Genomic DNA, 15,738 nt, shown 5'->3' with positions numbered 1-15,738 from the left:
GTGCATGCATTTGTTCGGTTATTCGGAGATGGGCCCGAAGGCGTTCTCGATGACTTCTTTCTGCTGCTGGTTGTGTTTGGCGTAGTAGCCGACGGCCGGCGATGCAGATGCCGGACGACTCACCAGATACAGTTGTTGCTTGCCGCCCATCACCTTGGCCAGATGCTGGCGCGACGCGAACCAGTACCAGGCACCCTGGTTACGCGGCTCTTCCTGGCACCAAACCACTTCCTTCAGATTCGGGTAGCGGCTCAGTTCCTCGGTGAACTTCTCTGCCGGGAACGGATAGAGTTGTTCGATACGGACAACAGCAATGTCCTTGATCTTCTGCTCGCGCCGGTAGGCCATCAGCTCGTAATACAGCTTGCCGGAGCACAGCACGACACGCTTGACCTTCTTGTCGTCGAGCTTGTCGATCTCGCCGATGACGGTCTTGAACTGGCCCTTGGCAAGCTCGTCGAGTTCGGACACGGCTTCCTTGTGGCGCAGCAGCGACTTGGGCGTGATGACCACGAGCGGTTTGCGCAACTGACGCACCATCTGACGGCGCAGCAGGTGGAAGATCTGTGCCGGCGTGCTCGGCACGCACACCTGCATGTTGTTCTCGGCGCACAACTGCATGTAACGCTCGAGACGCGCAGACGAGTGCTCCGGGCCCTGGCCTTCATAACCATGTGGCAGCAGCAGCGTCAGACCCGCAAGACGGCCCCACTTGGCTTCACCGGAACTGATGAACTGATCGATCACCACCTGAGCGCCGTTGGCGAAGTCACCGAACTGGGCCTCCCAGACGGGCAGATGATCCGGCTCGGCAGTGGCATAGCCGTACTCGAAAGCAAGCACGGCTTCTTCAGACAGCACCGAGTCAAAGACCTGCATGTTGCCCTGGCCCTCCTGGATGTGCTTGAGCGGCACATAAGCGCCCTCGTCCCAGCGCTCACGTTTCTGGTCGTGAAGCACCGCGTGACGGTGGAAGAAGGTGCCACGGCCGATGTCTTCACCTGACAGGCGCACACCAAAACCCTGAACCAGCAGCGAAGCGTAGGCGAGGTTTTCACCCATGCCCCAATCGATCGGCTGCTCGCCCTTACCCATGGCGGCGCGATCGTTGATGATCTTTTTGACCCGTGAATGCAGGGTAAAGCCTTCGGGCAGAGTCGTCAGGCGCTCAGCAAGACGTTTCAGTTCGCTCGCCGGCACGCCGGTATCGCAATCGTCGGTGTAGGCCTTGCCCAGGTAGGGACCCCAGTCCACCGCGAACTTTCGGTTGTGACCCGACAGCGACGGATTTGCCAGCAACTCACCCTTGTCGAGGTGATCACGGTAGTCCTGAATCATCTGTTCGGGCTCGTCTGCAGCGCAGACACCCTCGGCCACAAGCCGGTCCGCATAAAGCTTGCGAGTGCCCGGATGCTGGGAGACCTTTCGGTACATGAGCGGCTGGGTGACCATCGGCTCGTCCTGCTCGTTGTGGCCGAGCTTGCGGTAGCAGATCAGGTCGATCACCACGTCTTTCTTGAATTCGTTGCGGAATTCGACGGCAAGCGCGGTCACCAGTGCAACCGCCTCGGGATCATCACCATTCACGTGGAAGATCGGCGCTTCGACCATCTTGAAGATGTCCGTGCAATACAGCGACGAACGATAATCACGTGGGTCGGAGGTGGTGAAACCGATCTGGTTGTTGATGACGATGTGCACCGTGCCACCCGTGCCATAGCCACGGGTCTGGGAGAAGTTGAGCATCTCCTGGTTCACACCCTGGCCAGCCACGGCGGAATCACCATGGATGAGCACAGGCAGCACTTGGGTCTTGTCGGTGTCGTTGCGTCGAACCTGACGGGCGTATACGGAACCTTCAACCACCGGGTTGATGATTTCCAGGTGAGACGGGTTGAACGCCAGGGTGAGGTGAACCGGGCCACCCGGGGTCATCACATCGCTCGAGAAGCCTTTGTGGTACTTGACGTCACCTGCGGTCAGATCCACTTCGGCCTTGCCTTCGAACTCGGCAAAGAGTTCGGACGGCGACTTGCCCAAGGTATTGACCAGCACGTTCAAACGGCCACGGTGGGCCATGCCGATCACGATTTCTTGCGCGCCGAGACTACCGGCCACGTTGACCAGCTCGTCCATCGCGACAATGGTGGAATCGCCACCCTCAAGCGAAAAGCGCTTCTGGCCGACGTACCGGGTGTGCAGGTACTTCTCGAGCGTCTCGGCTGCGGTGACGCGTCCGAGGATGTGCTTTTTCTGTTCGGCAGAATATGTCGGGGTTCCCTTGATGCTCTCGAGGCGGGCCTGGATCCAGCGCTTCTGACCGATGTCCGAGATGTACATGTACTCGGAGCCGATCGAACCGCAGTAGGTCTGGCGCACGGCTTCGAGAATCTCGCGCAGGCTCGCCTGCTCGGTCGAAAACGCGTGAAAGGAGCCGACGTTGAACTGCTCGTTCAGGTCGCCTTCGGTGAAGCCGTAGTAGGACGGCTCGAGCTCGGCAACATGCGGGCGCTCGTTGCGCTTGAGCGGATCGAGATTCGCCCAGCGGTTACCGAGAAAGCGATAAGCGTTGATCAGCTGCAACGTGCTGACCTGACGCTTGTTCCCCTCGCCGCCCTTGACGACACGAACCGGGCCGCGCTTGGCCATCTGTTCGAAGGCATTGATGATCGGGGTGTGAGCGACGTCGCGGACAGCTGCCGCGGCACCGACTTTCAGCCCGTCGAAATAGGTTCGCCATTCGTCCGCCACGCTGTCGGGGTCGGCGAGATAGGCTTCATACAGCTCTTCAACGAACGGTGCGTTGGCACCGAAAAGCATCGAATTGCCGCGCAGTTGTTTCATCATGGTTGGTTCACCCGAATTACTTTGCTCCGCCTGCCCGGAGCGACACCTTGGGGCAAATAGCAAAAACGGGATGGTCACGCGCGAGCCTGACCATCCCGAGTTGCTTTATTTATTGTGTTTTGCCCCCTCCCTCATTGCTCTTTAACCGCGCTTGTCGAGGGGCACGACGTCGCGTCGTGCCGCACCGACGTAGAGCTGGCGCGGACGGCCGATCTTGTACTCCGGATCGGTCATCATTTCTTCCCACTGAGTCATCCAGCCCACCGTACGCGCAAGCGCGAAGATGCAGGTGAACATGGAGGTCGGGATACCGAGCGCCTTCTGGACGATGCCAGAGTAGAAATCGACGTTCGGGTACAGCTTCTTCTCGACGAAGTACTCGTCTTCCAGAGCGATCTTCTCGAGTTCCATGGCGAGCTTGAAGAGGCGGTCGTTTTCCAGACCCAGCTCGCCCAGCACGTCGTAGCACACCTTGCGCATCAGCTTGGCACGCGGATCGAAGTTCTTGTAGACCCGGTGACCGAAACCCATCAGCTTGAACGAATCGCTCTTGTCTTTTGCGCGATTGATGTACTCACCGACCTTGGAGACATCGCCGATCTCTTCGAGCATCTGCAGGCAGGCTTCGTTCGCACCGCCGTGGGCGGGGCCCCACAGGCAAGCGATGCCGGCGGAGATACACGCAAACGGGTTGGCCCCGGAGGAACCTGCGAGACGCACGGTCGAGGTCGACGCGTTCTGCTCGTGATCGGCGTGCAGGGTGAAGATGGTGTCAAGGGCGTGCACCAGCGTCGGGTTCGGCTTGTACTCCTCGCACGGGGTGCCGAACATCATGTGCATGAAGTTGGCGGTGTAGCTCAGGTCGTTGCGCGGGTACATGAACGGTTGCCCGGTGTTGTACTTGTACGCCATGGCAACGATGGTCGGCAGCTTGGCGACCAGGCGGTTGAACGACACATTGCGGTGCTCGGCGTCCTGCAGATCCAGCGCATCGTGGTAGAAGGCCGACAGGGCACCCACGACACCGACCATGACAGCCATGGGGTGCGCATCACGACGGAAACCAGAGTAGAACTTGGTCATCTGGTCGTGCAGCATGGTGTGGTTCTTGATGGTGGTCTCGAATGCTTCCTTTTCGGCGGCATTCGGCAGCTCACCATTCTTCAGCAGGTAGGCGACTTCCAGGAAGTTGCAGTTGTCTGCCAGTTGCTCGATCGGGTAACCGCGGTAGAGCAGCTCGCCCTTGTCGCCATCAATGAAGGTGACAGTGGATTTGCAGCTTGCGGTGGAAAGGAAACCGGAATCGTAAGTGAAAAGACCCGTCTGGCCACCCAGCTTGCGAATGTCGATGACATCGTTGCCGTGGGTGCCGGACATGATCGGAAAGTCGTAGGAATTCCCGTCGATCGTAAGAGTTGCGTTACGTTCAGTGCTCATGACTCGTCCTCTGTGTTACCCGTAGTTATTACGCGTCGCCCGAGCGGGCTGCGTCACTGGAGTGGCGCAGCATCTCGATGAACAGCGACCAGCGCTTTTCGGTGCATTCCTTGCTCCCGTTGACCATGGCCCAAAGGTCGTGATCTTCGAGGTTCAGCAGTTCCTGCAAATCTTCCACCTGAGCATCGCTCAAGTGGTCAAACTGGTCATCGAGGAAGCGCGAAAACACCAGGTCAAGCTCCAGAAGAGCCCGACGACAGTGCCACCGAACGCGCCCCCGATTGATTGTCATACCGCGCGGCTGACCATCATGTCCTTGATCTTCCCGATCGCTTTGGTCGGGTTCAGACTCTTCGGACAGACGTCAACACAGTTCATGATGGAGTGACAACGGAACAGGCGATACGGATCCTCGAGGTTATCGAGGCGGGCCGTGGTGTCCTGATCGCGCGTATCCGCCAGGAAGCGGTAGGCAGCCAGCAGGCCAGCCGGGCCAACGAACTTGTCCGGGTTCCACCAGAACGACGGGCAAGAGGTCGAGCAGCAGGCACACAGGATGCACTCGTACAGGCCGTTGAGTTCCTCGCGTTCCTCCGGCGTCTGCAGGCGCTCACGCTCCGGCGTCGGCTCGTTGTTCACGAGGTAGGGCTTGATCGAGTGGTACTGCTTGAAGAACTGGGTCATGTCCACGATCAGGTCGCGAATGACCGGCAGACCCGGCAGCGGGCGCAGCGTGATCGGCTGCGGCAGACTGTCCACGTCGGTCAGACAGGCCAGGCCGTTTTTGCCGTTGATGTTCATGGCGTCGGAGCCACACACACCTTCACGGCATGAACGTCGGAACGACAGGGTGTCGTCCTTGGCCTTCAGGCGAACCAGCGCGTCCAGCAGTTTCTTGTCAGAAGCTTCGAGCTCGACAGAGATGTCCTGCATGTAGGGCTTGTCGTCGCGATCCGGATCGTAACGGTAGATCTTGAATTGAACGGTACGTTTGCTCATTGTTTCGACTCCCGGGCGCTCAGTAGGTACGCTTGGCGAGCGCGATTGCCTTGGTGCCTTCGTTCATCGGCTCCAGGTTAACCGGCTTGTATTCCAGACGGTTGTCTTCGCTGAACCACAGCGTGTGCTTCAGCCACTCACCGTCGTTACGGCCGTTGGGGAATTCCTCGGTGTCCGGCGCGTCATCACGCACATGGGCACCACGGGATTCCTTGCGGTTCTCGGCAGAGATCATGGTCGCCTTGGCCACTTCGATCAGGTTGTCGAGTTCCAGCGCTTCGAGGCGCGCGGTGTTCCAGACCTTGGACTTGTCCTTGATCTCGGTGCTCTTGGCTTTTTCGGCTACGTCGAGGATCTGTCTGACACCTTCTTCGAGCAGGTCCTTGAAGCGGAACACGCCGGCGTGCTTCTGCATGACGCGCTGCATTTCGAGGCGCACTTCATGGACATCGGTGCCATTGGTCTGGTTTTCCAGACGGGCCATGCGTGCCAGCGCGAAGTCGGCCGCATCTTCCGGCAGCGGCTTCAGACGCAGATTGCCGGACTGGATGTCATCAACCACGGTTTCGCCCGCTGACTTGCCAAACACCAGCAGATCGAGCAGCGAGTTGGTACCGAGACGGTTCGCGCCGTGCACCGATGCGCAGGCACATTCGCCTGCTGCGTAGAAGCCGGTCACCGGGGTGTTCGGGTTGCCGTCTTTCGGCACCACGACCTGACCCTTGTAGTTGGTCGGGATACCACCCATCTGGTAGTGACAGGTCGGCACGACCGGAATCGGCGCCTTGATCGGATCAACACCCGCGAACTGGATGGAGATCTCGCGGATACCCGGCAGGCGCTTCATGATGGTGTCCGGCGACAGGTGGGTGATGTCCAGCATCACGTGATCCTTGTCAGGACCGCAACCGCGACCTTCGTTGATCTCGGTCACCATTGAGCGCGACACCACGTCACGCGACGCCAGATCCTTCAGGGTCGGGGCATAGCGTTCCATGAAGCGCTCGCCATCGGAGTTACGCAGGATACCGCCCTCGCCGCGAACACCCTCGGTGATCAGCACGCCAGCACCGGCCACGCCGGTCGGGTGGAACTGCCAGAACTCCATGTCTTCGAGCGGAATGCCGGCACGCGCCGCCATACCGACACCGTCACCGGTGTTGATGAAGGCATTCGTGGAGCTGTAATAGATACGCCCTGCACCACCCGTGGCAAACACGGTGGCCTTGGCGTGGAAGATGGTGACCTCGCCGGTTTCCATTTCCATGGCCGTCACGCCCACCACGTCGCCGTCGGCATCGCGGATCAGATCGAGCGCCATCCACTCGACGAAGAACTGTGTGTTTGCCCGCACGTTGCGCTGATACAGCGCGTGCAGCATGGCGTGACCGGTACGGTCAGCGGCAGCACAGGAACGCATCACCGGCGACTGACCATAGTTCTGGGAATGACCGCCGAACGGCCGCTGGTAGATCTTGCCGTTGTCGGTACGGTCGAACGGCATACCGAAGTGCTCAAGTTCGATGACCACTTCATTGGCCTTGCGACACATGAACTCGATGGCATCCTGGTCGCCCAGCCAGTCCGACCCCTTGACGGTGTCGTACATGTGCCAGTGCCAGTTGTCTTCGGTCGAGTTTCCGAGCGAAGCAGCCACGCCACCCTGGGCGGCAACGGTATGCGAACGGGTCGGGAACACTTTGGAAAGCACGGCCGTCTTCAGGCCGGCTTCAGAAAGTTGCAGTGCAGCGCGCAGACCGGCACCACCGGCCCCGACGATGACTGCATCAAAAGTACGTTTTGCGATACTCACGCTTACAGCCTCCACAGAATCTGGGCCGCCCAACCGGCGTAACCAACGAGCAGGAACAGCACGATCACGTGCAGCGCAAGGCGCACACCAACCGGCTTGATGTAGTCCATGAAGATGTCACGGACGCCCACCCAGGCGTGGTAGAACAGGGACATGAAGAACAGGAAAGTGGCAAAACGCATGAAGCCACCGGCGAACATGCCGCTCCAGTTTTCGTAATTCATTTCGGGCAGCGCAATCGCCTTGAAGGCGAACAAGACGGTGTACAACGCCATCACAGTGGCGGTGACACGCTGCGCCAGCCAATCGCGCAGGCCGTAGTGAGCCCCGACAACAATACGCTTTACCATAGCCACACCCCGATAATCACAGTCAGCGTCAGGCTCACGCCCAGCACGATCTTGGAGGTCAGACGCGCGGTCTGAAGATCCAGCCCCTTGTGCATATCCAGCAACAGGAAGCGGATACCGGCACAGAAGTGATGCAGGTAGGCCCACAGCAGACCGAAGAGGATCAGCTTAAGGAACCAGTTGGACACCGTTTCCTTGTAGGCGGCGAACGATTCAGGCGAACCGACACTGTCACCAAACAAGGAAAGGAGCAGCGGCAACATCAGGAACAAACCTGCGCCACTGACCCGGTGGAGAATGGATACGATGCCAGGCAATGGCAAACGGATCTCGTTCAGCGCCAAGTGTTTTGGCCGCTGTTTTCTGACTGTCACTTCGGACATCACTTCCCCCTCATTGCAAGACAGCTATCGCTGCCGTACTCCCAAAACAAGCGAACACCAATTTCGCTCGGTTTCCCAAGACCGGCTCATGCGACCCGATCTAATTCAATTCATTCAGATAAAAATGCTCGGCGGTTGAATACAGGCCGCGACGCCATTCAACCGGCCTGTCTCCATAGGTATAGGTGACGCGCTCGACGGATAGCAGCGGAACACCTTCCTTCACATTCAGCGTGTCGGCGGTGCCGCGATCGGCAGCCACTGCGCGGATGCGCTCTTCGGCGCGTATCATCCGCAACCCGAATCGGGATTCGAAAAGACTGTAGAGCGAACCGTTCCACCCTTGCAGCACTTCGATTGTCAGCCCCTGAAAAATTTCTCCAGGCAGATAAATTTCGTCGACAACCACGGGTTTTGAACTAAATTTGAGAAGTCGACGAACGATGATGATCGGCTCGCCCGGCTCGATCTGCAAGACACGAGACGCCTCGTGCCCCGCCTTGGCGCGCCAGCATTCGAGCGGAACACTGGTCGGGTGCGCAAGATCACCATTCTCGGGCACCAGCCGGAGAAAGCGGAACAAAGCACGAGGATCGTTATGGGACGCCACAAAGGTGCCCTTGCCCTGCTTGCGAATGAGCAGGTTTTCGGCAGCCATTTCGTCAATCGCCTTGCGGACGGTACCTTGACTCACGCCGAAGCGCTGGGCAAGTTCCTGCTCACTTGGAATTGCCTGGCCCGGCTGCCACTCGGCAGATTCGAGCGCATGCATCATCAGACTCTTGATCTGACGATAGAGCGGACTGAAGGTTGGGGACGCAGGTGCCATCCGCGTATTTCAGCACAAAACTCAGGTCAGGTAAATACCAGTCTTATGTCTTATATAAGATATTAGACATGAATTGATTTTTTGTTTGAACTACCTTAGTATGCAGCGCGTTTTGTGCGGTCGCAATATGATACCGCAAAGCACCGTTTTTCAAGGCTGCGAATTGCATTGGCATCAAACAGCCGTTTAATCACCTGGAGAGGGAGTCGTCATGAGCAAAGCCCCAGTTCGCGTCGCCGTTACCGGCGCTGCCGGTCAAATCGGTTACAGCCTTTTGTTCCGTATCGCCAGCGGCGAAATGCTTGGCAAGGACCAGCCGGTCATTCTGCAACTGCTGGATCTTCCGCAGGCGCAAAAAGCCGTCAAGGGCGTGATGATGGAGCTGGAAGACTGCGCATTCCCGCTGCTCGCCGGCATGATCGCCACTGACGATCCGAACGTTGCCTTCAAGGATGCCCAGGTCGCCCTGCTGGTCGGTGCCCGTCCGCGCGGCCCCGGCATGGAGCGCAAGGACCTGCTGACCGAAAACGCCAAGATCTTCACTGTGCAAGGCGCCGCCATTGGCCAGTATGCCGACCCGGACTGCAAGATCCTGGTTGTTGGCAATCCCTGCAACACCAACGCCTACATTGCCATGAAGACCGCCGAAAAATTCGGCCGCGTCAATCCGAAGAACTTCACCGGCATGCTGCGTCTGGACCACAACCGCGCCCTGTCCCAGCTCGCTTCCAAGACCGGCCGTGACGTTGCCAGCCTCAAGAGCCTGGTCGTCTGGGGCAACCACTCCCCGACCATGTACGCCGACTATCGCTTCTGCGAGTCCAACGGCGACAACGTCAAGGGTCTGGTGAACGACGAAGCCTGGAACCGCGACGTGTTCCTGCCGACCGTGGGCAAGCGCGGCGCCGCCATCATCGAAGCACGCGGCCTGTCCTCCGCTGCCTCCGCTGCCAACGCGGCGATCGATCACATCCGTGACTGGGTGCTGGGCTCCAATGGCGAATGGGTCACCATGGGCGTGCCGTCTGACGGCTCCTATGGCATCCCGGAAGGCATCATCTACGGCTTCCCCTGCACCACCGAAAACGGTGAGTACAAAATCGTTCAGGGCCTGGAGATCGACGAATTCTCCAAGGACCGCATGGACAACACGCTGAACGAACTGCTCGAAGAGCGTGATGGCGTGAAAGATCTGCTGTAATTCGCAGATCGGCAGCAGCCAGAAAAACGGGAGCGGAAACGCTCCCGTTTTTTTGTACCCGCCTTCCGTTTTGTTATGCTCCCTGACTCGTTCTCACCAGCTCCAAACCTTAACAATGCATCCCGATCAGGTTCTTTTCCAGGGTGAGCGCACCCTCACCCAGATGCCCGCCGTCGACCACTACGCTGGTAGCGAGAAGCTCATCGGCAAGGCCTTGCTCCTGCAAAACGACAAGGGGCCGGTGTTCGACATCACCTGCGATTGCGAAGATGGCGCCCGTGCCGGCGAAGAGGAAGCCCATGCCCACATGGTCGTCGACATGATCCATTCGGAAACGAACCGATTCAGTCGTGTCGGGGCGCGCATTCACGACATCACACATCCATCCTGGCAACGAGATGTGGAAATCCTGATCAAAGGCGCCGGAGAGAAGCTCGCCTTTCTGACGCTGCCCAAGCCGCGCACGGCCGACGACGTGGCTATCCAGATCGCTTTTATCCGCGATCAGCAGCGCTTCAACGGGCAACACCGGAAACTGCCGATCCACGTTCTGATCGAGACCCACGGTGCCTTGCGTGAGGCGTGGCAGATTGCGGCGCTCGACGGCGTCGAAAGCCTCGACTTCGGCCTGATGGATTTCGTCAGCGCCCACCATGGCGCCATACCGGGGGACGCGATGCGCAGCCCTGGCCAGTTCGATCATCCACTGATTGCGCGTGCCAAAACCGATATTGCCGCGGCCGCGCTGGCCAACGGCGTAGTCCCATCGCACAACGTGACCACTGAGTTGAATGACGTCGACTACATCCGCAACGATGCCATGCGGGCGCGAAAGGAGTTCGGTTACCTGCGGATGTGGAGCATTCACCCGAATCAGATCGACCCGATACTGGCAGCGATGCAACCCGACTTTTCCGAAGTCGCCGAAGCGGATGCCATTCTCAACGCGGCAGCGGACAATCACTGGGGTCCGATCCGTCATGAAGGCAAGTTGCACGATCGCGCATCGTACCGGTACTACTGGACCTTGCTGAAACGAGCGGCATCCACTGGGGGCGCCATTCCGGAACAGAGCACGGCACGATTTTTCAAGGCATGAGAAAGGCCCAGAACACCCGGGCCTTCTTTCTGAACAGCTCAATCAATTGTATTCGAAGAAGCCTTTGCCACTCTTGCGTCCAAGGTAGCCCGCTTCGACCATCTCCACGAGCAGGGGCGCCGGACGATATTTGGGGTCCTTGAAGCCGTCGAACAGCACCTGCATGATTGCCAGCTGCACATCGAGGCCGATCAGATCGCAAAGCGCGAGCGGTCCGATCGGATGATTGGCACCGAGTTTCATCGCTTCATCGATCTGCTCTGCAGTCGCAAGCCCCTCGCTCAAGGCGAAAATGGCCTCATTGATCATCGGGCAAAGAATACGATTGACCACAAACCCCGGGTTGTTCCTTACCTGAACCGCTGTCTTGCCAATCTTTTCCGCCGCAGCCAGCGACTTTTCATAGATCGCATCCGAGGTCTGGAGGCCCCGGATCAGTTCGACCAGCGCCATCATCGGCACCGGGTTGAAAAAGTGCATGCCGATCACGCGATCCGGGTGTGCCGTCGCAGCCGCCAGCTTGGTAATCGAGATCGATGAGGTGTTGCTTGCCAGAACAGCTTCGGGAGCCAGAATGCCATCGAGTTGCGCAAACAGCTTGAGCTTGATGTCCAGATTCTCGGTCGCGGCCTCGATCACCAGATCGCACTGGGCGAGAGCATCGAGGGAAGTGCTTGTCGAGATACGACTGAGCGCCGCTGCCTTGTCGGCCTCGGTCGCCTTTTCCTTCTTGATGAGCCGATCCAGGCTGCCTGCAATGGTTTTCACGGCACGCTCAAGCGCATCTTCAGCGATGTCCGTCATCACCACGTTGATCCCGGCAACGGCAAACGCCTGGGCAATGCCATTGCCCATGGTGCCGGAACCCACCACACCGATGGTCTGAATAGTCACTACTGATTCTCCTGGGAATAATTTTTGTCAAAACCCGATCATGCGCGAACGCATCCATACTTAGGCGTATGGAGAATTTAGCCTATCGGCTTGTGCACTGCAACTCAATCACCATCGCCCGACAACACGATTTGTTGTGCAGATGCCACGCCCGATAGACAAAACGAATGGCATTTGAGGCCTTCGCTCGAAAACACGGCCCAAAACCGGCAGAATCCGTGAAAGCCCTGATGAATCAAGGGCGCGACGCGTGTTACGCTGCGCGTCAGACACATCCCCAACCACAGAGACCGTCGAGCACCGCCCATGCCGCCATCCGGCACATCGCGAGAGAACATCTCCGCCCACACCCGTGCGCTCAAACAGATTGCGCGCGGAGGACGACGATACGCGATGCCATGGTTGTCTCTCGGTCGCTGGCGAAAACGCCTGCTGCTTGTGGGTGTCACACTTCTCGCTGGCCTTGCGGCCATCGTATTCGCCATTGGTGCGGATCTGGCCATCGAGATCCATCGCCTCATTTATGACGAATTCTGGTGGTCCACCCTTTTCATTGCCCCAGCCGGTTTCGCGCTTGTCGTGTGGCTGACCAAACGCTTCTTCCCGGGCTCGGAAGGCAGCGGCATTCCTCAGGCTATTGCGGCCTCGCTCACCGAAGACAGCCGGATCCGAAACAGACTGCTCTCGTTCAAGATCGCGGTCGCGAAGATCTTTCTGACGATCGTCGGCTTGCTATCGGGCGCATCAATCGGCCGTGAGGGCCCCACGGTGCAGGTGGGCGCGTCGATCCTCAATCTGGTCAGCGGCAAGAAGAACGGACGGATAGCGCCGACACGCGACCTCATTGTCGCGGGCGGGGGCGCCGGCGTGGCAGCGGCCTTCAACACCCCGCTGGGCGGCATCATGTTCGCCATTGAAGAACTGTCGCGCTATCGCGCTTTCAAGGCCTCCAGCACCACGCTCATCGCCGTGATTTTTGCCGGTCTCATGTCGCTGGCGACGTTGGGTAACTACACCTATTTCGGTCGCACGCCAGCCGCCGTCAGTTGGCCCTCGGGCCTGTGGCCAGTGCTCATGTGTGGTGCCGCAGGTGGCCTCGCGGGCGGCCTGATGACCCGGCTGCTCATTGCCTCCTCCCGAGGCCTGCCGGGCCGCGTCGGTGATTTCGCCAAGACAAGGCCTGTCCTGTTTGCTGCCATCTGCGGCCTGCTGACCGCGCTGATCGGTGTCGCCACCGGCGGCACGACCTGGGGCACGGGTTACGCGGAATCCAAGGCGGCCCTCGAAGGCACGGAAGCCCTGCCGATCTATTTCATGTTCGCCAAGGCCTTCGTGATCTGGCTCGCGTTCATCAGTGGCATTCCCGGGGGCGTGTTCGCACCCGCACTTGCCGTGGGAGCCGGACTGGGTGCCAATATCGCCCTGCTCCTTCCGGGCGAGAGCAGTTCGGCAATCCTTGTGCTGGGGATGGTGGCGTTTCTCGCCGGCATTACGCAGTCGCCCATCACCTCGCTGGTCATCGTGATGGAGATGACCGCGAACCACCAGATGCTCTTGCCGCTCATGGGGGCTGCCGTCGTCGCACAGGGCTTCTCACGATCCGTTGCACCGGTGCCTCTTTACGATGCGCTCGCGATCGGCATGCTGCGTGACATCACACGCAAGATGAAGGCGTCCAATCAGCCACCCGAGGCACCTGAAACCGAAATGCCCGATCCGCACGAGCTCATGTTGAAAGAGATCATGGGGCCGCCCAAGCCGGAACAGAGTGCCGAAGGCAGCACGACCGAGGAAGCCCCCAAGGGCTCAACCGACGAGACGCCTCAAGACAAGAGTCCTTGAACGCACACAAAAAAACCGCGGCTTGTAGAGCCGCGGTTTTTTTGTTGCTGAACGCTGGTCGCGTCAGCCTTCGGACTGCATGGCCAGCATGAGTGCGTTGATCTGCTTCACGAAGGTTGCCGGATCGTCCAGCGTGCCACCTTCGGCCAACAGTGCTTGATCAAACAGGACGGTCGCCCAGTCGTCAAAGCGTGTCTGCTCGTTTTCCAGTCGCTTGACAACCGGGTGCTCAGGATTGATTTCGAGAATCGGCTTGCTCATGGGGGCTTCCTGGCCCGCCGCCTTGAGGATGCGCGCCAGATTCATGCCCATATCGTGTTCATCCGCCACCAGGCAAGCGGGCGAATCCGTCAGACGCGTCGTGATGCGCACTTCCTTCACGCGCTCACCCAGACTGGATTTCATCCGCTCGACGAGATCCTTGAACTCGTCCGCCTTGGCTTCGGCGGCCTTCTTCTCTTCTTCGTCCTCAAGCTCGCCGAGATCCAGACCACCTTTGGCCACCGACTGAAGTGCCTTGCCGTCGAACTCGGTCAGATAACCGATCACCCATTCGTCGACCCGGTCGGACAACAGGAGCACCTCGATGCCCTTCTTGCGGAACACCTCGAGATGCGGGCTGTTCTTGGCGGCGTTGAAGCTTTCGGCAGTCACGAAGTAGATCTTGTCCTGAGCGTCCTTCATCCGCCCGATGTAATCGGCGAGAGAGACGATCTGTTCTGGCGTGTCGTTGTGCGTCGAAGCAAAGCGCAGCAGGCCGGCGATCTTGTCCTTGTTGGACATGTCTTCGCCAATGCCTTCCTTGAGCACGTTACCGAAGGCTGACCAGAACTTGGCGTACTTCTCAGCCTCGTTCTTCGCCAGATCTTCGAGCATGCCCAGGACTTTCTTCGTGCAACCGGCACGAATGGTGTCGATATCTTTCGACTCCTGAAGAATCTCGCGCGACACATTGAGCGGCAGATCGGCCGAATCGACCACCCCGCGCACGAAACGCAGGTAGGACGGCATCAGCTTTTCGGCATCGTCCATTATGAAGACGCGTCGCACGTACAGCTTGATACCGTGGCGGGCGTTACGGTCCCATAGGTCGAACGGGGCATTCTCCGGCACGTAGAGCAGCTGCGTGTACTCGTGACGGCCTTCAACGCGGGCATGCACCCATGACAGCGGTTCGCCGAAATCATGGCCCACGTGCTTGTAAAAGGCCTTGTACTCTTCATCGGTGATGTCATTGCGGGAACGGGTCCACAGGGCATTGGCCTGGTTGACCGTTTCATCCTCATCCTTTTTCACCTGCCCCTTGGCTTCTTCGTCCCACTCCTCCTTCTTCATCACGATGGGCTGAAGGATGTGATCGGAATACTTGCGCACCAACTGACGCAGTTGCCAGCCATTGGCCAGATCCTTGGCGTCGTCGCGCAGGTGCAGGGTGATTTCGGTGCCACGATCGGTCTTGTCGGTTGCGTCGATGGTGTATTCACCGGCAGCTTCGGCGCCCATGCTGCATTCCCACAGCACCGCGTCGCTGGCTGCGGCACCCGCACGGCGAGTGCGCACGCTGACCTTGTCGGCCACGATGAAGGCAGAGTAAAAACCGACGCCGAACTGGCCAATCAGGTTGGCATCCTTCTTCTGGTCGCCGCTGAGCTGGCTGAAGAACTCCTTGGTGCCAGATTTGGCAATCGTGCCCAGGTTGGTGATCACTTCTTCACGACTCATGCCGATACCGTTATCCGACACAGTAATGGTGCCGGCGTCCGCATCGTAGTCGAGGCGAATCTTCAGTTCGCCATCGCCTTCGTAGAGATCTGACTTGTCCAGGGCTTCGAAACGCAGCTTGTCGCATGCATCAGAGGCGTTGGAAATCAGTTCTCTCAGGAAGATCTCGCGGTTGGAGTACAGCGAGTGGATCATGAGGTGAAGCATCTGCTTCACCTCGGTCTGGAAATTCATTTTTTCAGCAGTGGCTTGGGTCGCCTCGGACATTCCTGTCTCCATCATTCAAGCTATGTGACGTTGCTAGTGGATGGGGGCGGCGTGC

Annotated in this window: 13 protein-coding genes; 3 read left to right on the top strand and 10 right to left on the bottom strand. The window is 58.9% G+C overall.

Going from position 1 to position 15,738, the window contains the following annotated elements; translation table 11 throughout:
- Positions 1-18: 18 nt before the first annotated feature.
- From J0W34_RS10055 to J0W34_RS10020, 8 genes are all read right to left on the bottom strand, one after another.
- Positions 19-2,847 carry a 2-oxoglutarate dehydrogenase E1 component gene (locus J0W34_RS10055; protein WP_227814658.1) on the bottom strand — a complete coding sequence of 943 codons (2,829 nt, stop codon included), beginning with the start codon at positions 2,845-2,847 and terminating at the stop codon, positions 19-21.
- Positions 2,848-2,988: 141 nt separating this feature from the next.
- Entirely contained in the window at positions 2,989-4,284 is a 1,296-nt protein-coding gene (gene gltA, locus J0W34_RS10050; protein ID WP_227814659.1) for a citrate synthase, read from the bottom strand.
- Between the two features lie 28 nt (positions 4,285-4,312).
- Complete coding sequence (locus J0W34_RS10045; protein WP_230971561.1) at positions 4,313-4,576, bottom strand: FAD assembly factor SdhE; 264 nt, start codon at positions 4,574-4,576, stop codon at positions 4,313-4,315.
- Positions 4,573-5,283: a succinate dehydrogenase iron-sulfur subunit gene (locus J0W34_RS10040; protein ID WP_227814661.1), complete on the bottom strand. Its 711-nt coding sequence runs from the start codon at positions 5,281-5,283 to the stop codon at positions 4,573-4,575. Before J0W34_RS10040 ends, J0W34_RS10045 begins: the two co-directional genes overlap by 4 nt.
- Positions 5,284-5,302: 19 nt before the next feature.
- Positions 5,303-7,096, bottom strand: a complete 1,794-nt coding sequence (gene sdhA / locus J0W34_RS10035; protein WP_227814662.1) for a succinate dehydrogenase flavoprotein subunit — start codon at positions 7,094-7,096, stop codon at positions 5,303-5,305.
- A 2-nt stretch (positions 7,097-7,098) separates the two neighbouring features.
- A complete protein-coding gene (gene sdhD / locus J0W34_RS10030; RefSeq protein WP_227814663.1) occupies positions 7,099-7,446 on the bottom strand; it encodes a succinate dehydrogenase, hydrophobic membrane anchor protein in 348 nt (115 codons plus the stop codon).
- Positions 7,440-7,829 carry a succinate dehydrogenase, cytochrome b556 subunit gene (gene sdhC, locus J0W34_RS10025; RefSeq protein ID WP_227814664.1) on the bottom strand — a complete coding sequence of 130 codons (390 nt, stop codon included), beginning with the start codon at positions 7,827-7,829 and terminating at the stop codon, positions 7,440-7,442. The genes sdhD and sdhC overlap by 7 nt, the downstream gene beginning before the upstream one ends.
- Before the next feature lie 100 nt (positions 7,830-7,929).
- A complete protein-coding gene (locus tag J0W34_RS10020; protein ID WP_227814665.1) occupies positions 7,930-8,658 on the bottom strand; it encodes a GntR family transcriptional regulator in 729 nt (242 codons plus the stop codon).
- Positions 8,659-8,869: 211 nt separating this feature from the next.
- Between J0W34_RS10020 and J0W34_RS10015 the strand changes: the two genes are divergently transcribed.
- Both J0W34_RS10015 and J0W34_RS10010 read left to right on the top strand, forming a co-directional pair.
- Entirely contained in the window at positions 8,870-9,859 is a 990-nt protein-coding gene (locus J0W34_RS10015) for a malate dehydrogenase (protein ID WP_227814666.1), read from the top strand.
- Between the two features lie 115 nt (positions 9,860-9,974).
- On the top strand, positions 9,975-10,958 hold the full coding sequence (locus J0W34_RS10010; RefSeq protein ID WP_230971660.1) for an HpcH/HpaI aldolase/citrate lyase family protein: 984 nt from the start codon (positions 9,975-9,977) through the stop codon (positions 10,956-10,958).
- A gap of 42 nt (positions 10,959-11,000) precedes the next feature.
- Here J0W34_RS10010 and J0W34_RS10005 read toward each other — a convergent pair whose 3' ends face one another.
- The gene (locus tag J0W34_RS10005) at positions 11,001-11,852 is read right to left on the bottom strand and encodes a 3-hydroxybutyryl-CoA dehydrogenase (RefSeq protein WP_230971560.1); all 852 of its coding nucleotides are present in this window, start codon (positions 11,850-11,852) and stop codon (positions 11,001-11,003) included.
- Between the two features lie 393 nt (positions 11,853-12,245).
- Here J0W34_RS10005 and J0W34_RS10000 point away from each other — a divergent pair, with 393 nt between their 5' ends.
- Positions 12,246-13,694, top strand: a complete 1,449-nt coding sequence (locus J0W34_RS10000; protein WP_227814668.1) for a chloride channel protein — start codon at positions 12,246-12,248, stop codon at positions 13,692-13,694.
- A 63-nt stretch (positions 13,695-13,757) separates the two neighbouring features.
- Here J0W34_RS10000 and htpG read toward each other — a convergent pair whose 3' ends face one another.
- Complete coding sequence (gene htpG / locus J0W34_RS09995) at positions 13,758-15,683, bottom strand: molecular chaperone HtpG (protein WP_230971559.1); 1,926 nt, start codon at positions 15,681-15,683, stop codon at positions 13,758-13,760.
- Positions 15,684-15,738: the final 55 nt, after the last annotated feature.

The sequence above is a fragment of the Nitrogeniibacter aestuarii genome, assembly GCF_017309585.1.
Classification (GTDB): Bacteria; Pseudomonadota; Gammaproteobacteria; order Burkholderiales; family Rhodocyclaceae; genus Nitrogeniibacter; species Nitrogeniibacter aestuarii.
The sequence above is the reverse complement of the archived record's forward strand: the minus strand, read 5'-3'. Positions and strand labels throughout refer to the sequence as shown.